Raw genomic sequence first — 19637 nt, 5'->3', positions numbered from 1 at the left:
ATCGTTGCTTTTTCTGCGAAAAACTACGCCGGAGCATTCCAGACTACGCTAACTCCTACTCCCACTCGATTGTTCCCGGCGGCTTCGACGTCACGTCGTAGACGACGCGGTTGATGCCGCGGACTTCGTTGATGATGCGGGTGGCGGCGGCGGCGAGGAAGGCCATGTCGTAGTGGTAGAAATCCGCCGTCATGCCGTCGACCGAGGTGACGGCACGCAGCGCGCAGACGAACTCGTAGGTGCGGCCATCGCCCATCACGCCGACCGTCTGCACCGGCAACAGCACGGCGAAGGCCTGCCAGATGGCGTCGTAGAGGCCGGCCTTGCGGATCTCGTCGAGATAGATGGCGTCGGCCTCGCGCAGGATCTCCAGCTTTTCGCGGGTGATGCCGCCGGGGCAACGGATGGCAAGACCCGGGCCTGGGAACGGGTGCCGGCCGATGAAGCTTTCGGGCAGGCCAAGCTCCTTGCCTAGCGCCCTGACCTCATCCTTGAACAGCTCGCGCAGCGGCTCGACAAGCTGCATGTTCATGCGCGCGGGCAGGCCGCCGACATTGTGGTGCGACTTGATCGTCACCGACGGGCCGCCGGTGAAGGAGACGCTTTCAATGACGTCGGGATAGAGCGTGCCCTGCGCCAGGAATTCGGCGCCGCCGAGTTTCTTGGCCTCTTCCTCGAACACCTCGATGAACAGCCGGCCGATGGTCTTGCGTTTTTTCTCCGGGTCCGACTCGCCCTCGAGGGCGTCGATGAAACGGTCCGACGCGTTCACCAGAATGAGCGGTAAATTGTAGTGTTCGCGGAACATCGCCACCACGCCCGCGGCCTCGTCCTTGCGCATCAGGCCGTGGTCGACAAGGATGCAGGTCAGCTGGTCGCCGACCGCTTCGTGGATCAACAGCGCCGCAACGGAGGAATCGACGCCGCCCGACAGCGCGCAGATGACCTTGCCCTTGCCGACCTGCTTGCGGATCGTCTCGACCGCGTGCTCGCGGTAGGCGCGCATGGTCCAGTCGCCCTCGATGCCGGCGATGTTGTGGACGAAGTTGCGCAGCAGCCGGGCGCCGTCGGGCGTATGCACCACCTCGGGGTGGAACATGATGCCGTACATCTTGCGCTCGATGCTGCCGAAGATGGCGAAGGGCGAGCCTTCCGACTTGCCGAACACTTCGAAGCCCTTGGGCAAGGAGATGACGCGGTCGCCATGGCTCATCCACACCTGGTGGCGCTGGCCGGGTGCCCACAGGCCCTCGAACAGCGGGCTGTCCTTTTGGATCTCGACGAAGGCGCGGCCGAACTCGCGATGGTCGGAGCTTTCGGCAACGCCGCCCATCTGCACGCACATGGCCATCTGGCCGTAACAGATGCCAAGCACCGGCACGCCGGAATCGAAGACGATCTGCGGCGCGCGCGGGCTGCCTATATCGCCGGTCGAAGCCGGACCGCCGGACAGAATGACGGCCTTCGGATTGATGCGCTTGAATGCCGCTTCGGCCGACTGGAACGGCACGATCTCGGAAAACACGCCGGCCTCGCGGATGCGGCGGGCGATGAGCTGGGTGAACTGGCTGCCGAAATCGACAATCAGGACGGTGTCGGGATGATTGGCTGTTTTCATGGCGAGCGTTTAGAGAAAGAAACGAGTCGGCGCAATGGGTTGCGTAGCCCGACTTTCAGGCTGGTCTGGCATCTTCATGGGATGGTTCCGTCCGAAGGGCGCCGTCGCCGATCGCCCGTTCGAGCCGCATGACGGCGTCCGCCAGCTTCTCGTCGATGACTTCAAGATATTCGGTCCAGTCGCCGACATGCCGCAGATCCGCCGCCCCGTCGGAAATGCCGCGCAGACCGATCAGCGGAATGTCGAACAGTTGGCAGGCGCGCAGGCAGGCGAAGGTCTCCATGTCGACCATGTCGGCGCTAACAGCATCATAGGCCGCGCCGGTGATGATCGCTGCGCCGGTCGACAGGGTCGCCTGCCTGATCTCCGGTATCTTGAAGGGCAATGGCACGGTTACCGGCAGGTCGAGGAAGGGTGTCGCACCCTTTTCGAAGCCGAGCGGCGAAGCGTCGATGTCACGGTAGCTGACCGAAACCGCCTGGTAGATCTCCGTCTGCTCCAGCGTCCGACTGCCGGCTGAGCCGAGCGAAACAACGAGATCCGGCAGTGCTTTTTGCGATTTCAGCCAGGAGAGTTCCGCACCCAGCCTGACGCCGGCCTCGACCGGACCGACACCGGTCATCAATGGCGTGAACAGCTGCTTGAGGTGCGGGCCGTATTCGGCTTGCGCCGCCATGACGAAGAGGACGTCCTTGCCCGACAGGCGCGACACTTTACCGGTCATGATGATTTGCTCCTCTCCGCCGGATCATCTGCTTATCTGCACCGCCGCTCGCCGGGACCCGCTGCCTCCGGCAGCTCCCGGCGTTCGTGGCCTTCCATCGTGCCACCGGCACGATGGATTCGCCTGCGGCGAACCGGCCACTCACCCTTCTATGCCATCACGCCCGACCACGGTCATCATGGTGCCGGTCATGGTGGCGATCAGCTTGGCCTCGCCGTCGGCGGCGAAGGCGTAGGCTTGGCCGTCGGCGACGATGATGGTGCGGCCTGGCTTGGTCACCGAGCCGCGGAACAGGAAGCGCTCGCCCCTGCCCGGCGCCAGAAGGTTGACCTTGAACTCGATGGTCAGCACGCCGGAATTTTCCGGCATCAGCGAAAAGGCGGCATAGCCGCAGGCCGAGTCCAGCGCCGTCGAAATGACGCCGGCATGGAGAAAGCCATGCTGCTGGGTGAGTGCCGCCGAATAGGGCATCTCGATCTCGATGATGCCGGGGGTCACCAGCGTCAGTTCGGCGCCGATCGTGGCCATCGCCTTCTGGCGCGCGAAGGAGGTCCTGACGCGATCCTCATAGTCCGGGGCGGGTACGATCTTTGCTGCCATTGCCGCTGCCTTCCTTTACGCGGACAAGCTTATTGCAGAGGCATGGACGGCAGGCAAATGCTTTTGCTGCACTGCACAATCGACATGGCCTGCCGGCCGGCGCATCCGTCAGGAATTGGATTCAGGCCGATCTGCGTAACGCACAGAGATAAAACCCATCGGTGCCGCTGAGCGCCGGCGACAGCGAGATGTCGCCTTTGGCGCCGATGCGTGCGGCTGCCTCATGGCCGGGAAAACGGCTGTCCCAGAGCTGGCGGTGGTCGACGGGAACATAACCGCTGTTACGGTCCCGAAAGGCCGCGATCTGCTCACCGTTTTCCTCATCAAACACCGAGCAGGTGACGTAGACCAGCAGGCCGCCCGGTTTGACATAGGCTTTGGCCGCATCGAGGATCGCCGACTGCTCGCCCTTGCGGGCATCGAGCTGCCTTTGCGTCAGCCGCCACTTGGCATCGGGACGGCGCCGCCAGGTGCCGCTGCCGGTGCAGGGGGCGTCGACCAGCACGATGTCCATGTGGTTGCCGAGCGGGGCGAGTTCGGCCGGCTTGGTGACGATCTGGACATTGCGGTTTTCAGAGCGGCGGATGCGGTCGAAGATCGGCGCCAGTCGCGCCTTTTCGGCATCGTGGGCAAATATCTGGCCACGATTTTCCATCGAAGCCGACAGTGCCAGCGTCTTGCCGCCGGCGCCGGCGCAGAAATCCAGCACCTGCATGCCGGCTTCGGCCCCGGCAAGGGCGGCCGCGATCTGCGAGCCTTCGTCCTGGACCTCGAACCAGCCCTTCTGGAAAGCCGGCTCGGCCTGCACGTTCGGGTGCCGGCCGTCGCCGTCGATCGGCGGGATGCGGATGCCGTGTGGCGCGATTGCCGAGGGTTTCGCGCCAGTTCCCGTCAGTTCGGCCAGCACCTTGTCGCGATTGGCCTGCAAGGTGTTGACCCTGAGGTCGAGCGGCGGGCGCGTTGCCAGCGCCGCGCCCTCGTCGGCCCAGGTCGAGCCAAAGGCTCGCTCGAAAAGCGGCGCGCACCAGTCGGGAACATCCGCCCGCACCGCGTCCGGCGCGTCGGCGAGCCGATGGTCGGCGATGGCCTGAAGCTCGGCGGCGGTCAGCAGCGGCGGTCCGAACTTGTCGCCATCAAGCGCCTCGTTGAGCGATTGTGCCGTCTGGCCCCATTCGAGCAGCAGCGCGCCGAAGCCGATGGCGCGCGGCGTGTCCTGCCCCAGCAGCCAGCCGGCGGAACGCTTGTGGCGCAAGGCGTCATAGACGATGTTGCCGATCGCCGCACGGTCGCCGCCGCCGGCGAAGCGATGCGACAGGCCCCAATCCTTCAGCGCGTCCGCCACCGGCCGGTGGCGCCGGCCGATGTCTTCCAGCACTTCGATGGCCGCAGCCAGCCGTCCGCCCAATCGCATGGTCTTGTTCCGTCACGCAGAAAATTATTCCGGCCCTGCTCTAGAGCGCGCAACCGGCGCGCACAAGCAGGTCGGCCTGCACAACCGCTCTGCTTTCCAACTTTTCTGGTTGCGAATACTCTTCCGGTTGTGATTCGCGGCGCGCAAAAGGTGGACCGGCGGATCGACACGAGGAGAGGGCAATGAAGACTTATCTGGCGGAAGTTCTAGGCACATTTCTATTGGTGTTCATCGGTACGGCTTCTGTGGTGACGGGCGGCTTCGGTGGCGCGCTGCCGCTCGGCCAGGAAGGCATCGGTCTGGCGTTCGGCATCGGCCTCATCGCGGCGGCCTATGCGATCGGCCCGATTTCGGGCGCGCATCTCAATCCGGCGGTGACGCTCGGCGTCTTCCTTGCCGGCCGGCTGCCGGCCAAGGACGTCATCCCCTACTGGATCGCGCAGGTCATCGGCGGCGTCCTTGCTTCGCTGGCGTTGTGGATCATCGTTTCCGGCCAGGTTGGCGGACACACGACCGGCTTCGGCGCCAATGGCTGGGATGTGACGAAATGGGGCGTCAGCTCGGCATTTCTGTGGGAAGTGATCGGCACCTTCACCTTCGTCACCGTGATCCTTGGCGTCACGGCTGAAAAGCACTCGACCGCGTTCGCCGGACTGGTCATCGGCCTGACGCTGGCAGGATTGCACTTCGCCATCATCCCGGTGACCGGCACGTCGCTCAACCCGGCCCGCTCGATCGGCCCGGCGCTGTTTTCGGGAACTGCCGCGATCGGCCAGCTCTGGCTGTTCATCGTTGCACCGCTGATCGGCGGCGCCATCGCCGGCGTGGTTGCGAAGGCGCGCATCTTCGAGAAGGACTGAGCTTCGAAAGCCTGGACAGAACAAAGGCGCGGGCCAAGCCCGCGCCTTTTTCTTTGGGCGATACTCTTGCCGTCAAAGCACAGCCGGGGCGGTCGTCGTTAGGATCCGGACCTTCGAGGGCGTAGCAGAAAATAGAATGCGGCGATGTGCGTGATCATCAGCAGCGGTACATAGATGATCGGGATCGCGTAGGCGGCGCCCAGTTGCCCCGCATGTGCAGGGAGGCCGACCTGAATGGCGTGGTAATAATCGACGACGAGCTCGACCGTCCCGACGATGTTGAAGGCGACGATCAACGGCCAGAAGAGCCGGGGTAGCCTCACCGTGAGCAGCGCCAGCATGGCCAGTACCCCTGTTGCGAAGTCGCCGTAGGCGGCGAACACGGCGAAACCGGCCGGCAGATCGGGGCTTACGACGCCCGGCAGGATGAAGACGAGCCCGAAGAAACGGAAGCTGTGCAGGGTGGCGATGGCACGTTGCGCCGCGACCCGGTCCAGCGAGCTCAGCCATGGGAGGCCGTATGCGCCGAAGCAGAGCGGCCACGCGACGTAGCCTAGAACGAGATGGGTCTGGAACACCATTTCCGTGGACATTTGGCCTCCTGTCAGCAGCCGGTTCACGCGGCCCCAGCTTCAGTCGGTTACCTCTAAGCCTGCTTCCATAATTCGACTACCCGGTGTAATCACAACAACCTATGAAGCAGAACTACACAGTCCGGCACGGTGCGCTGGAGGGGGTCGAGACCTTCCTGGCGGTTGCCAGGCGCCGCAACTTTCGCCGTGCCGCCGCCGATCTCGGCGTTACGCCGTCCGCCGTGAGCCAGGCGGTGCGCACGCTGGAAGCCCGCACGGGTGCGGCGCTGTTCGTGCGCACGACGCGAAGCGTCGGTTTGACAGAGGCTGGCCAGCGGTTCCTCGATCGTGCCGGACCTGCCTTCGAGGAGCTCGTCGCGGCAGGCGAGGCCGCGCGCGATGTCGGCCAACGGCCAACCGGGCTGCTACGCCTGTCTGTGCCCCGCGCCGTCGTGCCGTTGATCCTGGAGCCGATGATCGCGTCGTTCTGCCGAACCTATCCGGAGATCGAGCTGGAGATCGCCGCGAGTGACGAGATGGTCGATCTTGCGACCGGCGGGTTCGATGCCGGCATCCGCCTCGGCCAGTTCATCGCGCCCGACATGGTTGCGGTGCGGCTGACGCCGTCGTTCCCGTTCGTGGTCGTCGGCAGTCCGGACTATCTCGAGCACCATGGCTACCCCGAGCACGTCGACGACTTGCGCCACCACGCCTGCCTGCGCTTGCGCCGTTCGAACGGCGCCATCGCGCCCTGGTCTTTCGTCGACGGCAACGGCGAGATCGAGGCGATGGTCTCAGGCCCGCTGATCGCGCACGACTATCCGACGCTGCTCGGGGCCGCGATGCAGGGCATCGGGCTGGCGCAGATCCCCCGACCCGTCGCCGAAGGTCCGATAGGCCAGGGAAAACTCGAGCCGGTCCTAGACACCATCGCCGCCACGACGCCGGGCGTCTTCCTCTACCATTCCGGCAAGCGCCAGATCCTGCCGAAGCTGCGCGCCTTCATCGACCACCTCAAATCCACGGCGTGAGGTAACGAAGGACACCGCCCCCTTGGCGCTTCGTTTGCGCCAAAGCTCTCATGGTATAAATATCAGAAATACATAAGTAAAAAATACTACAAGATGGACCATTCCGGTCAAGAACGTCGTTCTTTCGGTGCTGAAGCTTACATTGCATATGAAAAGCGCCAAGACCAAAAGGACCGCATCAGCAGCCGGCAGCCCCAGGGTTAACCCTCTTCCCGTCAGCAGGCTGGCGGCTGCGACCGCCGGTATTGTCAAACCAATTGTGGCGCAAGCGGAACCCATCGCGACATTCAAGCCGCGTTGCAGTTCATTGTTGAGTGAAGCGCGAACCGCCGAAATGGCCTCTGGCATCAAAACCAGCCCGGCGATCAATGCCCCCACAATGCTGTCAGCCTGTGTCACCTGATAGGCAACGAGCGTGTTTTCAACACTTGCGGCGACCTGCTCGGCGAGCATGACAATGCCGATCAGCCCGATCAAGAGCAGCAATGTGCCGGCAAAGACGCTTTCGTGAGGGGCAGTCCGCAGCGAAACGCCGTGGGCCTGCCCTTCGACAAAGTCTTCTCGGTGGCGGACAGTCTGCGCGAACACAAAACTTGCATAAAGCAGCACCGAAAGCACGCTCACAAAGCCAAGTTGAGCTGCTGAAAATGTGCCCGGCCCCGTAGCTTGTGTGTAGGTCGGCAGAATAAGCGTCATGATGGTCAGTGCGATCAGAACCGCCAAATATGCGCTGGTCCCTTGTCGAACAATTGCCTGCTTGCGATGACGCCAGCCGCCGAGCGCAAGACACGTGCCGACGACGCCGGTAGATGCAATCATCACCGTTGAGAAGACGGACTCACGTGCAAGCGTAGGGTTGTTCTCTCCATGCAGCATCATGGAAACGATGATCGACACCTCGATTGCCGTCACGGCAAAAGTCAGCACCAATGTGCCATAGGGCTCTCCTACACGCCGGGCCACCGCCTCGGCGTGGTCGAGCACCACGAAAATGGTGGTGAACATAATCGCACTCGAAAGCGCTCCGACGAGTATCCTGGCGCTCAGCGAACCTTCGTCCGCCGACAGCCCGCCTGCCCTGGCTGCAACAGCCATCACCAAGGCGGCCAAGGGCATCGCATAAGAAACCACCGATCGTTTGAAACCACCCATTCAAGCCCCTATGCGCTTCTGCGAACCTTGCGGAAAACCCATGCGGAGTGTGGAGCGCCTTGGAAAACATCCGGCAGGCCCGACGGCCGGCGTTCGCCCCCTCACAAACAACGCGCTCCAAATGATGCAGCAGGATCGCGACCTGACCGCACCCAGCGCGCCGGACAAACCGAAGCGCCGCCTTCGCTCACGCCGTCTTCTGCGCCACCAGCCCCAGTTCCTCCACCATCGCCTCGCGCATCAAGAACTTCTGCGGCTTGCCGGTCACCGTCATCGGCAATTCGGTGCGGAAGCGTATGTGGCGGGGGATCTTGTAATGGGCGATCTGGCCGGCGCAGAAATTCTTGACCTCCTGCTCGGTGGCGATCTGGCCGGGCTTGAGCACGATCCAGGCGCACAGCTCCTCGCCATATTTGGCGTCGGGAATGCCGAACACCTGCACCTCCTTGACCTTTGGATGGCGGTAGAGGAATTCCTCGACCTCCCTGGGATAGACGTTCTCGCCACCGCGGATGACCATATCCTTGACCCGGCCGACGATGTTGCAATAACCCTCGGCATCGATGGTGGCGAGGTCGCCGGTGTGCATCCAGCCGTCGCTGTCGATCGCCTCGCGGGTCTTGTCTTCGTCGTCCCAGTAACCCTTCATCACCGAATATCCGCGCGTGCAAAGCTCACCCGGTACGCCGACCGCAACGGTAGCGCCATCGGCATCGACCGCCTTGACCTCGACATGGGGGTGGATGCGCCCGACGGTCGAGACGCGCTTTTCCAAGGGATCGTCGACGCCGCTCTGGAACGAGACCGGGCTGGTCTCGGTCATGCCGTAGGCGATGGTCACCTGTTCCATATGCATCAGCGACACCACCTTCTTCATCACTTCGATCGGGCATGGCGAGCCGGCCATGATGCCGGTGCGCAGGCTGGAGAGATCGAAGGCGGAAAAATCCGGATGATCCAGCAGGGCGACGAACATGGTCGGCACGCCATAAAGCCCGGTGCAGCGTTCCTGAGCCACCGCCTTCAGTGTGGCGCCGGCGTCGAACCCTTCTCCTGGGAAAACCATGGTCGCGCCTTTCGAGACGCAACCCATCGTGCCCATCGACATGCCGAAGCAGTGGTAGAGCGGCACCGGAATGCACAGCCGGTCGTCGACGGTCAGCTTGATCGCCGAAGTGACGAAATTGCCGTTGTTGACGATGTTGCTGTGGGTCAGCGTCGCGCCCTTGGGGGCTCCCGTGGTGCCTGAGGTGAACTGGATGTTGATGGCCTCGCCCGGCTTCAGCTTCTCCGAGATGCGGTCGAGGCTGTCATGCTCGTCACGCCCGGCCATGGCCAGCACGTCGCCGAAATTGAACATGCCGGGCGAATTCTCGTCGCCCATGCGGATGACGATCTTCAGCGCCGGCAGTTTCTGTGCCTTGAGCTTGCCCGGTGTGGCCTTGGCGATCTCGGGTGCCAGCGTCTCGATCATGCCGAGATAGTCTGACGTCTTGAACTTGGCAGCGGTGACCAGCGCCTTGCAGCCGACCTTGTTCAGCGCATAGTCGAGCTCGGTCAACCGATAGGCGGGGTTGATGTTGACTAGGATCAGGCCGATGCGGGCGGTGGCGAACTGCGTCACCAGCCATTCCCAGCGGTTGGGCGACCAGATGCCGACGCGATCGCCCTTTGCCAAGCCCAGTGCCAGGAAGCCGGCGGCCAGCGCATCCACTGTGTCCGAAAGTTCGCTCCAGGTGAAGCGCTTGTCCTGATCGACGAAAACGGCGGCGTCGAGCGTGCCGTATTTGCTGACGGTGTCGGAAAACAGCGCGGGGATGGTCTTGTCGAGCAGCGGCACGCTGCGTTCGCCAGAGACATGCGCCCTGTTGTCGACGGGTGCGACGAAGACACCGCCAGCACGCGCGCCGCGTCCGCGAAGATTGCTGGCATTCTTCAGCTCGTCGAGATTGACCGGCATCGCTCTCTCCTCCCGGGACTGGCCGAGCCTATCAGCCCGAGGGGGTGGTGAAAATCCCGCCGATGGTCGGGGCCGGGCAACGATACGGTCCACGACGCTTCGGGGCCTTCGTTGGTTGACGAACATCAAAACGCAAAAACCCGCCTGGGCGGCGGGTCACTGGCGCAAATCAGCACCATAGGCAAAAATGTACCATAGCTGACTGCATCGATCAAGGAAATAATTCCTATACAGGAAAAACCCCGGCGCAAAGTTACCGACACCGCAGGACGGCCCGCCGTAAGGTTTTGAAGCTGGGTTCGGAGCCCTGAGGGCAGCGGGCGAAGGCCCGCCGCTATCCGGCCGCAGCCGCCATCTTCGCGGCAATGTCGCGCAAGAGCGCCTCATCCGCCGCCGCCCGTGTCTTCTTCGACGCTACCAGACAGGCCTGCGAGCGCAGGACGAGGCCATCGCCCAGCACCTTGAGATGATTGGCGCGCAGCGTCGAGCCGGTGGTTGTGATGTCGACGATGACATCGGCCAGACCGGCCGCCGGCGCGCCTTCGGTAGCCCCTAGGCTCTCGACGATACGATAAACCTGGATGCCGTGCTTCTGCGAGAAGAATTGCTGGGTCAGCCGCCAGTATTTGGTGGCGATGCGCAGCCGCCGGCCATGGCGCTGGCGAAAATCGGCGGCGACGTCGTCGAGATCGGCCATGGTGTCGACATCGAGCCAGATATCCGGCACAGCCACCACGACATCGGCATTGCCGAAGCCGAGACGGGCGACGATTTCGGCGCGCGCCTCCCAGTCGGCGAGGTTTTCACGCACCAAATCCTCGCCGGTGATGCCCAGATCGACGGCGCCCTGGCCGATCTCGCCTGATATTTCGGAAGCCGACAGGAACACCACTTCGACATCATCCAGACCCTCGACGCGGGCGTGGTATTTGCGCTCGTCACCGGGCAGGCTGACGGCGAGGCCGGCTTTGGCCAGTATTTGCAGCGCCTGCTCTTTCAGGCGGCCTTTCGACGGGATCGCCAGCGTGATCATGGCGCCGTCTCCCGCAATGCCTCGATGCGGTCGAGCCAGACCGAAAAGCCTACGCCGGGGATAGGCGTCTTCGCGCCAAGCAGGGTCAGCAGCCGGTCATAGCGGCCGCCGCCGACCAGCGGCCGGTCGCCATTGTCGGCCGCGATTTCGAAAACCAGGCCGGTGTAGTAATCGAGCGGGCGGCCGAAGGCGGCGTCGTAGCGGACTTTATCGGCCGGCAAGCCATGCGCTTCGATCGCCTTGGCGCGGGCAGCGAACTTTTCCAGCGCGACATCGAGCGACAGACCGGCGCCGGTGGCGAAGGACTCCAGCGCCTGGGTTGCGCCATCAAGCGGAACGTCGATCGCCAGAAAATCCTTCAGCGCGGAAAAGGCCTCGCTCGACAACCGAACGCTGCGCAATTCGGCTTTCTCGATCAGCCGCCGGGCAATGTCGGACGGCGCGCGTCCGGCGGACGCCGACAGGCCCGCCTCTTCCATGCCGCTGGCGATATGGGCGGAAAGACCGTCCAGATCACCGTCTAGCACAAGGGCCGCGACCGGCCCGGAGAGCTGGCCGTTGCGCGGCGGGTTGGCGAGATCGGCGAGAGCCGCCTCAAGCATCGGCGCCGAGCCGAACGCACGGGCAAGGCGCATGCGCCAGCCGCGCGGCAGGCCAAGGGCAGCCAGAACCGCCTCGAAAATAGTCTGGTCGCCGAGCGTGATCGCCAATGCCTGGCCGGGCAGCACCAGCGACAGCAGCGCATGCGCATCGGCCACCGAGCGGGCATCGGCTCCAGCGGTATCGCGGTCGCCGAGATCCTCGATGCCGGCCTGGAAGAACTCGTTGCCGCCTTCGCGGCGCTGGCGAAACACCTCGCCCAGATAGGAATAACGGCGCGGCGTGCCGGCCTGCGAGCTTATGTGGTCGAGGCAGACCGGAATGGTGAATTCCGGCCGCAGGCACAATGTCTGCCCGGTTTCGCTTTCGGTAAGGAAAATCCGGCGGCGCAGATCTTCGCCGGCCATGTCGAGGAACGGGTCGGCCGGCTGCAGTATGGCGACCTCGACCGCATGCGTGTTGCAGGTGGCGAAGAGGTTGGTGATGTCGGTTGATATTGCGGGGTAGCGGGAGGTCATCGATCGGATGGGCGCGAGGCACCCCCCTCTGGCCTGCCGGCCATCTCCCCCGCAAGGGGGGAGATTGGCAGCTTCGAGCTTGGCGCGCCATCTTCAACACCGGAGATTGGCGAAAGCCTCGGCGGCATCCAATCTCCCCCCTTGCGGGGGAGATGGCCGGCAGGCCAGAGGGGGGTATTCAAGCGCCACCTTTCGCGCGATCAGCGGCCTGCGCCGCCAATATCTTCTTCACCTCACCAACCAGCTCGCTTTCCGCCACCGTCACCTGCGCCGGGCGGGCGGCGCGCCATTCGGCGTTGTCTGTGATTTCGGCCGACATGCGCGCGCCTTCGATCAGATCCTTGATCTGCAGCTCGCCCTTGGCGCGCTCGTCGCCACCCTGGATGATGGCGACCGGGCAGCCGCGGCGGTCGGCATATTTGAGCTGCGCCTTCATGCCGGCGCCGCCGAGATACATTTCGGAACGGATGCCGGCGGCGCGCAGCTCCGCCACCATCTTCTGGTAGCGGCCGAGGCTGTCGGTGTCCTTGTCCATCACCAGCACGACGACAGGTGCGATCACGTCCGAGGCATCGAGCTTGCCGAGGTTCTTCAGCGCGGTCATCAGCCTGGAGACGCCGATGGAAAAACCGGTTGCCGGCACCGGCTCGCCACGAAAGCGCGAGACGAGGCCATCATAGCGCCCGCCACCACCGACGGAGCCGAAGCGTACGATCTGGCCGTCCTCGTTGGGGATTTCGGCCAGCAGCTCGGCCTCAAAAACGGGGCCGGTATAGTATTCGAGGCCGCGCACGACCGAGCGGTCCATGGCAATGCGGTCCTCGCCATATCCTGCCGCCCTGACCAGCGCTTCAATCGTGGCGAGTTCGCCGACGCCTTCCTGGTAGATGGCATTCGAACTGACCATGGAATCCTGGCCGGTCTGTATAGTCCTCGCAGTCGCGAGAAGAACCGCCTCGGCCTGCCCGTTGTTCAACCCGGCGCCCTTGGCGAAGTCGCCCTCGCCCTCCTTGCCGCCGTCCCAGCGGCCCGGGCCAAGCAAAAGCTTCACGCCTTCCGGCCCGAGCTTGTCCAGTTTGTCGATCGCGCGCAGCACCGTCAGCCTTCGTCCGGCATTCTCCTCGCCGCCAAGCCCGATCGCCTCCAGCACGCCATCCAGAACCTTGCGGTTGTTGACGCGAATGACGTAGTCGCCGCGCTTGATGCCGAGCGCTTCCATCACGTCGGCCATCATCATCGCCATTTCGGCGTCGGCGGCCACGCCCGGCGTGCCGATCGTGTCGGCGTCGAACTGCATGAACTGGCGGAAGCGGCCGGGGCCTGGCTTCTCGTTGCGGAACACCCAGCCGGAGCGATAGCTGCGGTAGGGTTTGGGCAGCCGCTCATAATTCTCGGCGACGTAACGGGCCGTCGGCGCCGTCAAATCATAGCGCAGCGACAGCCACTGGTCGTCGTCATCCTGGAAGGAGAACACGCCTTCGTTCGGCCGGTCCTGGTCGGGCAGGAATTTTCCGAGCGCGTCGGTGTATTCGATCAGCGGCTGGTCTGCCGGTTCGAAACCGTAAAGCTCATAGACCGAGCGGATCGTCGCCATCATCTTCTCGACGGCGCGGATGTCCTCGGCGCTGCGGTCGGCAAAACCGCGCGGCAGTCGCGCTTTCGTCTTTTCCGATTTGTCGGCCATGAGTGAGCATCCGGTGTTTCGTGGCGTTGCGGGATAGGAAATTTCCTATTCGGCAGCGCGCGTTTCCTAACTGATGCAGCCGGGAGCGGCAAGGGTCGGCACCCAGCACCCCGCTCGAACCTCCGTGAAACAAAACCGCGCCAAAAATGAAACAATGCCGACACCAGCGCGGCATTGTGCCGACACAATCGCAAGAGATAAACGCGCCGAAATGGGGGGTTCGCGGCGATGACCAGCACAGCAAGATTCCATGCCATCGGCAGCGATGCCGGCGAATTGCCCGCACGTTTGCGCCCGGCCGACATCGACGCTCCGAAAATGGTCAGCCAGGCTGCCGGCCCGTTCGAAGTCCCGGCCGACACCGGCAAGGGTCCATCCATGCGCGACGCGTTGATGACCGGCCTGCTGGTGATCTATCCGACCGTGGCCACGGTGGTGGCGATCGTCGCCGGCCTGGTGCTGGCCAGCGCCAACGGCACCTGAAATTACTCGCTTTACCGGAAGTAGAGGGGCTACTTCGGCCTTTTGAACGCCTTCCGCTGCTTCTCGACCTCTTTGCGGCAGATGCAGCCCTCGAGATGGTCGTTGACCAGGCCCATCGCCTGCATGAAGGCGTAGACAGTGGTCGGCCCCACGAAGCTCCAGCCGCGTTTCTTCAACTCCTTCGAAATCCGCACCGAGACCGCCGTGGTCGGGTTGGCGCGCAGATGGGCGAGATCGACGATCTGCGGCCGCTCCTCCTTGCCGGGTTCGAACTTCCAGAACCAGGCGGCCAGCGAGCCGAACTCGTCGGCCATCTCGCGGGCGCGCTTGGCGTTGTTGATGGTCGAGACGATCTTGCCGCGATGGCGGATGATGCCGGCATTGCCGAGCAGGCGTTCGACATCCTTGTCGGTGAAGGCGGCGACCTTGTCGAACTCGAAATTGGCGAAGGCTTCGCGAAAATTCTCCCGCTTGCGCAGAATGGTCAGCCACGACAGGCCCGACTGAAAGCCTTCGAGGCAGATCTTTTCGAACAGCCTGCGGTCGTCGGCCACAGGCCGGCCCCATTCATGATCATGGTAGTGCAGATAGTCGGGCAGATTGCCGTGCCAGAAGCAGCGCGCGACACCATCAGGACCGGCGAGCAGGCCGGTGTTTTCCTTGTCCATAAGCCAAAATCCGTTCGTTAACGCGCTTTTGCGCGGCGTTTACTGCGGCTTTACCAGATTCCTGAACCCGGCGGTAACCACACCAAAAGGTTTACCGACAGTTCTGCATTTTACGCATTCCGATTCATGTTTCGGTTGCTGCTTGCGCGCCAATGATCGCCGAACCGGGAGGACGTTTCCACCCGTTTTGTATCAGACGATCAAGGTGCGTTACGATGAAGACAGTTCTGTTTCCCGTGCTCGGCGCCGTGGCTGTGTTTGCCGCCGGCGTCACACCCTCAACCGCCGGCGACCGCTATGCCGACAGGCCGCCGGTGATGGTGAGCCCCGACCTTTCGGCACCCTGGGTGCTGCAGCTTGGCCATGCGCCCGGTATCGTGCGCCAGAACCGCCAGGTCGTCCAGCAACAGCGGCGCCTGCGCCTGGCGCAGCCCGACCGGGTGCAGACGGCGGCGGTGCAGCCGCCGGCCAAGCGCATGGTCGCGCGTCCTCAGATCAACCCGATCTACCTGCCCCAGGAAGTCGACTATGACGGAGGCCAGAAGCCGGGCACGATCGTCATCGACACCACGCAGAATTTCCTCTTCCTGGTCGAGAAGAACGGCAAGGCAAGGCGCTATGGCGTCGGCACCGGCAAGCCGGGCTTCGAATGGTCGGGTACGCACAAGATCACCAACAAGCGCGAATGGCCGGACTGGCGCCCGCCGGCGCAGATGATCAAGCGTGAAGCCGCCAAGGGCCGCTATTTGCCGACCTATCTTGCCGGCGGCACGGAGAACCCGCTTGGCGCCCGCGCACTCTACCTCGGCACGACCGAGTACCGCATCCACGGCACCAACCAGCCGTGGACGATCGGCGGTGCGGTGTCATCGGGCTGCATCCGCATGCGCAACGAGGACGTCGTCGACCTCTATGAACGGGTCAATGTCGGAACCACGGTCGAGGTGATATAGTAGGTCCTGCGAATCACCTGGCCGGCAAAGCAGTCCGCTTTTCGAGGCCAGTTTAGGGACAACGGGGGACGGGCCGTATGGGGATGCGGCCGGTCAGGAAGGGCAGCACGGGAAACCGCGCTGCCCTTTCCGTTTTTGAGCAGAAATCGAGGGCAGAAGGTCACCCACGCGTCGCGCAACGGGCATAGCGGTTCGCTTTCATGCTGCCCTTTGCCGCATTCTTTTGCTATCTCGGTGGCTAGTTCCACAAAAGAGTTCACCCATGCCCCTGTCCGAAGACAGCCGTTATCTCAAGGGCGGCCCGGTCGCCCAGCGCATCATCGCCGCCGTTCGCGAGGACGCCGCGATCGCCAAAGCCGAGGGCTTTCCCCCCAAGCTGATCTCGATCACCGTCGGCGACACCGATGCGGTGGATGTTTATGTGCGCAACCAGCGCGCCAAGGCTGAGCTCGCCGGCATCGATTTCGAGGAACGGCGCTTTCCCGCCACCATCACGGCAGGCGAGTTGGAAGCGGCCATTCACGGCCTGAACGCCGATCCGCGCGTTACCGGCATCATCATCCAGCGGCCGGTCCCAGTGCATATCCCTATCAGGACGCTGCAGGCGGCGGTGCATCCGCTCAAGGATGTCGAAGGCATGCATCCGGCCTCGATCGGCAACATCGTCTACAACCAGCTCGATCTCGCGCCTTGCACGGCGGCGGCCTCGGTCGAACTGCTCAAGGAAACCGGCCTCGACCTCAAGGGACTGGAAGTCGTCATCGTCGGCCATTCGGAAATCGTCGGCAAGCCGATCGCCTTCCTGTTGATGAGCGAAGGCGCGACGGTTACCGTGTGCCACCACATGACGCGGTCGGTCGCCGCCCATGCGCGACGTGCCGATGCGCTGTTCGTCGCCGTTGGCAAGCCGCGGCTGATCAAGGCCGACATGGTCAAGCCGGGTGCGGCCGTCATCGACATCGGCATCAATTCCGAAATCGGCCCCGACGGCTCAAGCCGCATCGTCGGCGACGTCGACACCGAAAGCGTGCGCGAGGTCGCCTCCTGGATCACCCCGGTGCCGGGCGGCGTCGGCCCGATTACGGTCGCCATCCTGCTGCGCAACACCATGGTGGCGCTCAGCCGCCAGCGTGCGCTTTATGAGGCGACCTACGGTACGGCGGACAGGCTCGCGGCGGAGTAAGCGCGGCGCCCTACTCCGCGGCGATGAGGTTCTCTCCCCAAACGCCTTCCGGCATCGGCCCACCATAGGCCCAGTCGAGCAGTTTTATCGTGTGCACCACCGGCATCTTCGCCGCCGAAGCGATCTGCGTGATGCAGCCGATATTGCCTGTGGCGACGATCGAAGCCCCCGTCGCCTCGATGTTTTTCACCTTGCGGTCGCGCAGTTTGGCCGAGATTTCGGACTGCAGGATGTTGTAGGTGCCGGCCGAACCGCAGCACAAATGCCCTTCGCGCGGCTCGCGCACGATGAAGCCGGCCTTGGCGAGCAGTTCCTTCGGCTGGCGGGTGATCTTCTGGCCGTGCTGCATCGAACAGGCCGAGTGATAGGCGACGACCGTGCCCGGCTTGCGCACCGGTTCAGGCAGGTCGAAGGTCGAGAGATATTCGGTAATGTCCTTGGCCAGCGCCGAAACGCGCGCCGCCTTGTCGGCATAGACCTGGTCGAGCCGCAGCATGAAGCCGTAGTCCTTAATCGTCGTGCCGCAGCCGGAGGCAGTGATGACGATGGCATCGAGCCCGCCTTGTTCGATGGCGCGCGTCCAGGCATCGACATTCTGCCTCGCAGAGGCAAGCGCGGCCTGCTCGCGCCCCATATGATGCACCAGCGCGCCGCAGCAGCCTTCGCCCGGTGGCACCACGACCTCGACGCCGAGCCGAGTCAGCAGCGAAATCGTCGCCTCGTTGATGGCGGGATCGAGCACCGACTGCGCGCAGCCGGTGAGGATGGCGAGGCGGCCTCTTTTGCTCCCCTGCCCGGCATGGATGCCAGGTGAAGCGCTTGGCGATGCTGTCGGGATCGAGGCCGGCGCGAGCTTGAGCATCGCACTGAGCGGCTTCAGCGCCGGAACCTTGTCGAACAAGCCTATGAACGGCTTGCCCAACTTCGCCAGCTTGAGCGCCGCGCGAAAACGCTGGGGATAGGGCAGCACGAAGGCCAGCATGGCGCGGGTCAGGCGGTCGAGCAGCGGCCGCTTGTAGGTCTCCTGGATATGGGCGCGGGCATGGTCGACCAGATGCATGTAGTTGACGCCCGACGGGCAGGTGGTCATGCAGGCAAGGCACGACAGGCAGCGATCGATGTGGGTGACGATCTCCTTGTCGGCCGGACGGCCGTTCTCCAGCATGTCCTTGATCAGGTAGATGCGCCCGCGCGGTGAATCGAGCTCGTTGCCAAGCGTCACATAGGTCGGGCAGGTAGCGGTGCAGAAGCCGCAATGCACGCATTTGCGCAGGATCTTTTCCGATTCCGCGACATGCGGATCGGCAAGCTGGGCAAGCGAAAAATTGGTCTGCATCGCTGATGTCCTAGGCCATTCGGCCGGGATTGAGGATATTCTTCGGGTCGAATTCCTGTTTCAGGCGCGCCGCTAGTGCGGCAAGCGCCGGCGGCTGCGGCTCGAACACCGGCACAGCAGCACGATGCGAAGGTGCGGCACGCACCAGCGTCGCATGGCCGCCGCCATGTTTCCTCAACAGCCCGCGCAGCAAAGCAGCTTCCGGATCGCCCTCTTCCATGCGCAGCCACACCAGCCCGCCCTGCCAGTCATAGAAGGCGCTGACGGCGGCCTGCATGCGCAGCGTCAGGACCATCTGGTGGCCCTCGCCCGGCGTCATCGACACGCGCCAGACCGGTTTCTCGCCGTTGTCGGCGAAAGGCCTGCAATCGCGCACATCGCGCCAGATCAGCCGTGAAGCCTCACCGGCAATCTCCTGCAGCGGCCCGGCCTTGCCGAGCAGCGTTTTCAGCGCGGTGATGCGGTAGGCGACTGACGGGCCAAAACCCTCGACACGCAGCAGCGTGGCAGCGTCGCTGCCGAGCGCGCTGCCAGCGACCCGTGCAGCGATGCGCTCCGGCAGGTGCGCGGCACTCGACACTTCCGCGCTTGAACCGAGCGCCAGGGCCATGGCGGCGGCAGCGGCATCGTCGAGCAAGCCACGGATGGCGAGCGTAACTTCGGTCTCGGCGGCCGGCAGCACCTTGAAGGTGACGTCGGTGAAGGCGGCCAGCGTGCCCCAGCTGTTGGCCATCAGCTTGGACATGTCATAGCCGGTGACGTTCTTGACCACGCGACCGCCCGACTTGAAGGCCTCGCCGCGCCCGGACACCACATTGATGCCCAGGATATGATCGCGCGCCGCGCCCGCCTTCAGCCGGCGCGGACCGGAGAGGTTCGCGGCGAGCACGCCGCCGATTGTGCCTTTGCCAGCTTCGCCGCCGAGCAGTGGGCCGTAGTCCATCGGCTCGAAGGCAAGCTGCTGGCCGTTTTCCGCCAGCAGCTTTTCGATCTCGGCCAGCGGTGTGCCGGCTTTTGCCGACAGCACCAGTTCAGCCGGTTCATAGAGCGTGACGCCGGTGAGCCTCGACAGGTCGAGCGTGTGTTCGGTTTGCAGCGGCCGGCCGATCCCACGCTTGGAGCCGTGGCCGAGGATTTCCAGCGGCGAGCCTTCCGCCGCTGCCCAGGCGACGGTGGAGGGGACTTCGGATGAGGTGGTCGGGGTGAAGGTGGTCATGGGCGACCCCTGTTCCTCGCCCAGCGAAGCGGGGA

The 19637-nt window shown here is 64.0% G+C and carries 18 protein-coding genes; 5 read left to right on the top strand and 13 right to left on the bottom strand.

Features of this window, described 5'->3' with window-relative positions; genetic code table 11:
* Positions 1–55: 55 nt before the first annotated feature.
* The 4 genes from guaA to NKI21_RS14915 all read right to left on the bottom strand — a co-directional run bounded on the left by guaA (position 56) and on the right by NKI21_RS14915 (position 4353).
* Complete coding sequence (gene guaA / locus NKI21_RS14930) at positions 56–1618, bottom strand: glutamine-hydrolyzing GMP synthase (protein WP_352440688.1); 1563 nt, start codon at positions 1616–1618, stop codon at positions 56–58.
* A gap of 55 nt (positions 1619–1673) precedes the next feature.
* On the bottom strand, positions 1674–2342 hold the full coding sequence (locus NKI21_RS14925) for a 5'-methylthioadenosine/S-adenosylhomocysteine nucleosidase (protein ID WP_023809009.1): 669 nt from the start codon (positions 2340–2342) through the stop codon (positions 1674–1676).
* A 141-nt stretch (positions 2343–2483) separates the two neighbouring features.
* The gene (locus NKI21_RS14920) at positions 2484–2942 is read right to left on the bottom strand and encodes a PaaI family thioesterase (protein ID WP_013530371.1); all 459 of its coding nucleotides are present in this window, start codon (positions 2940–2942) and stop codon (positions 2484–2486) included.
* A 121-nt stretch (positions 2943–3063) separates the two neighbouring features.
* On the bottom strand, positions 3064–4353 hold the full coding sequence (locus tag NKI21_RS14915) for an RsmB/NOP family class I SAM-dependent RNA methyltransferase (protein WP_352440689.1): 1290 nt from the start codon (positions 4351–4353) through the stop codon (positions 3064–3066).
* A 182-nt stretch (positions 4354–4535) separates the two neighbouring features.
* Here NKI21_RS14915 and NKI21_RS14910 point away from each other — a divergent pair, with 182 nt between their 5' ends.
* A complete protein-coding gene (locus tag NKI21_RS14910) occupies positions 4536–5213 on the top strand; it encodes an MIP family channel protein (protein WP_013530368.1) in 678 nt (225 codons plus the stop codon).
* Positions 5214–5311: 98 nt separating this feature from the next.
* Here the strand turns inward: NKI21_RS14910 and NKI21_RS14905 are convergent, their stop codons facing one another.
* Positions 5312–5806, bottom strand: a complete 495-nt coding sequence (locus NKI21_RS14905) for a DUF8737 domain-containing protein (protein WP_352440690.1) — start codon at positions 5804–5806, stop codon at positions 5312–5314.
* A 101-nt stretch (positions 5807–5907) separates the two neighbouring features.
* On the opposite strand from NKI21_RS14905, the gene NKI21_RS14900 reads away from it, so the two are divergent.
* Positions 5908–6816, top strand: a complete 909-nt coding sequence (locus tag NKI21_RS14900) for a LysR substrate-binding domain-containing protein (RefSeq protein WP_352440691.1) — start codon at positions 5908–5910, stop codon at positions 6814–6816.
* 48 nt (positions 6817–6864) lie between these two features.
* On the opposite strand, the gene NKI21_RS14895 is transcribed toward NKI21_RS14900, so the two are convergent.
* The 5 genes from NKI21_RS14895 to hisS all read right to left on the bottom strand — a co-directional run bounded on the left by NKI21_RS14895 (position 6865) and on the right by hisS (position 13763).
* Positions 6865–7968 (bottom strand): calcium:cation antiporter, encoded by a 1104-nt coding sequence (locus tag NKI21_RS14895; protein ID WP_352866119.1) that lies wholly within the window; start codon positions 7966–7968, stop codon positions 6865–6867.
* A gap of 187 nt (positions 7969–8155) precedes the next feature.
* Complete coding sequence (locus tag NKI21_RS14890) at positions 8156–9928, bottom strand: AMP-binding protein (protein WP_352866116.1); 1773 nt, start codon at positions 9926–9928, stop codon at positions 8156–8158.
* Positions 9929–10262: 334 nt separating this feature from the next.
* On the bottom strand, positions 10263–10961 hold the full coding sequence (gene hisG / locus NKI21_RS14885; protein WP_352866114.1) for an ATP phosphoribosyltransferase: 699 nt from the start codon (positions 10959–10961) through the stop codon (positions 10263–10265).
* Entirely contained in the window at positions 10958–12079 is a 1122-nt protein-coding gene (locus NKI21_RS14880; RefSeq protein ID WP_352866111.1) for an ATP phosphoribosyltransferase regulatory subunit, read from the bottom strand. Before NKI21_RS14880 ends, hisG begins: the two co-directional genes overlap by 4 nt.
* 178 nt (positions 12080–12257) lie before the next feature.
* Positions 12258–13763: a histidine--tRNA ligase gene (gene hisS, locus NKI21_RS14875; protein WP_352440694.1), complete on the bottom strand. Its 1506-nt coding sequence runs from the start codon at positions 13761–13763 to the stop codon at positions 12258–12260.
* A gap of 228 nt (positions 13764–13991) precedes the next feature.
* On the opposite strand from hisS, the gene NKI21_RS14870 reads away from it, so the two are divergent.
* Positions 13992–14246, top strand: a complete 255-nt coding sequence (locus NKI21_RS14870) for a hypothetical protein (RefSeq protein WP_352866107.1) — start codon at positions 13992–13994, stop codon at positions 14244–14246.
* Positions 14247–14275: 29 nt separating this feature from the next.
* Here the strand turns inward: NKI21_RS14870 and NKI21_RS14865 are convergent, their stop codons facing one another.
* Positions 14276–14914, bottom strand: a complete 639-nt coding sequence (locus NKI21_RS14865; protein WP_023809022.1) for a DNA-3-methyladenine glycosylase I — start codon at positions 14912–14914, stop codon at positions 14276–14278.
* Between the two features lie 215 nt (positions 14915–15129).
* Here NKI21_RS14865 and NKI21_RS14860 point away from each other — a divergent pair, with 215 nt between their 5' ends.
* Both NKI21_RS14860 and NKI21_RS14855 read left to right on the top strand, forming a co-directional pair.
* A complete protein-coding gene (locus NKI21_RS14860; protein ID WP_352866104.1) occupies positions 15130–15867 on the top strand; it encodes a L,D-transpeptidase in 738 nt (245 codons plus the stop codon).
* A gap of 262 nt (positions 15868–16129) precedes the next feature.
* Positions 16130–17050 (top strand): bifunctional 5,10-methylenetetrahydrofolate dehydrogenase/5,10-methenyltetrahydrofolate cyclohydrolase, encoded by a 921-nt coding sequence (locus NKI21_RS14855; protein ID WP_127292743.1) that lies wholly within the window; start codon positions 16130–16132, stop codon positions 17048–17050.
* Between the two features lie 10 nt (positions 17051–17060).
* Here NKI21_RS14855 and glcF read toward each other — a convergent pair whose 3' ends face one another.
* Positions 17061–18386, bottom strand: coding sequence for a glycolate oxidase subunit GlcF (gene glcF / locus NKI21_RS14850; protein ID WP_352866102.1), 1326 nt, complete (start codon positions 18384–18386; stop codon positions 17061–17063).
* Between the two features lie 10 nt (positions 18387–18396).
* Positions 18397–19602, bottom strand: a complete 1206-nt coding sequence (locus tag NKI21_RS14845; RefSeq protein WP_352866099.1) for an FAD-binding protein — start codon at positions 19600–19602, stop codon at positions 18397–18399.
* Positions 19603–19637 lie beyond the last annotated feature (35 nt).

This window comes from Mesorhizobium sp. M0715 (assembly GCF_040320355.1).
Lineage (GTDB): Bacteria > Pseudomonadota > Alphaproteobacteria > Rhizobiales > Rhizobiaceae > Mesorhizobium.
This window is presented reverse-complemented; position numbering and strand designations above follow the sequence as displayed.

Bases quoted from the DNA above. Each gene is read 5' to 3' on its own strand.
- guaA (WP_352440688.1), bottom strand. From the start codon at position 1,618: ATGAAAACAGCCAATCATCCCGACACCGTCCTGATTGTCGATTTCGGC.
- NKI21_RS14925 (WP_023809009.1), bottom strand. From the start codon at position 2,342: ATGACCGGTAAAGTGTCGCGCCTGTCGGGCAAGGACGTCCTCTTCGTC.
- NKI21_RS14920 (WP_013530371.1), bottom strand. From the start codon at position 2,942: ATGGCAGCAAAGATCGTACCCGCCCCGGACTATGAGGATCGCGTCAGG.
- NKI21_RS14915 (WP_352440689.1), bottom strand. From the start codon at position 4,353: ATGCGATTGGGCGGACGGCTGGCTGCGGCCATCGAAGTGCTGGAAGAC.
- NKI21_RS14910 (WP_013530368.1), top strand. From the start codon at position 4,536: ATGAAGACTTATCTGGCGGAAGTTCTAGGCACATTTCTATTGGTGTTC.
- NKI21_RS14905 (WP_352440690.1), bottom strand. From the start codon at position 5,806: ATGTCCACGGAAATGGTGTTCCAGACCCATCTCGTTCTAGGCTACGTC.
- NKI21_RS14900 (WP_352440691.1), top strand. From the start codon at position 5,908: ATGAAGCAGAACTACACAGTCCGGCACGGTGCGCTGGAGGGGGTCGAG.
- NKI21_RS14895 (WP_352866119.1), bottom strand. From the start codon at position 7,968: ATGGGTGGTTTCAAACGATCGGTGGTTTCTTATGCGATGCCCTTGGCC.
- NKI21_RS14890 (WP_352866116.1), bottom strand. From the start codon at position 9,928: ATGCCGGTCAATCTCGACGAGCTGAAGAATGCCAGCAATCTTCGCGGA.
- hisG (WP_352866114.1), bottom strand. From the start codon at position 10,961: ATGATCACGCTGGCGATCCCGTCGAAAGGCCGCCTGAAAGAGCAGGCG.
- NKI21_RS14880 (WP_352866111.1), bottom strand. From the start codon at position 12,079: ATGACCTCCCGCTACCCCGCAATATCAACCGACATCACCAACCTCTTC.
- hisS (WP_352440694.1), bottom strand. From the start codon at position 13,763: ATGGCCGACAAATCGGAAAAGACGAAAGCGCGACTGCCGCGCGGTTTT.
- NKI21_RS14870 (WP_352866107.1), top strand. From the start codon at position 13,992: ATGACCAGCACAGCAAGATTCCATGCCATCGGCAGCGATGCCGGCGAA.
- NKI21_RS14865 (WP_023809022.1), bottom strand. From the start codon at position 14,914: ATGGACAAGGAAAACACCGGCCTGCTCGCCGGTCCTGATGGTGTCGCG.
- NKI21_RS14860 (WP_352866104.1), top strand. From the start codon at position 15,130: ATGAAGACAGTTCTGTTTCCCGTGCTCGGCGCCGTGGCTGTGTTTGCC.
- NKI21_RS14855 (WP_127292743.1), top strand. From the start codon at position 16,130: ATGCCCCTGTCCGAAGACAGCCGTTATCTCAAGGGCGGCCCGGTCGCC.
- glcF (WP_352866102.1), bottom strand. From the start codon at position 18,386: ATGCAGACCAATTTTTCGCTTGCCCAGCTTGCCGATCCGCATGTCGCG.
- NKI21_RS14845 (WP_352866099.1), bottom strand. From the start codon at position 19,602: ATGACCACCTTCACCCCGACCACCTCATCCGAAGTCCCCTCCACCGTC.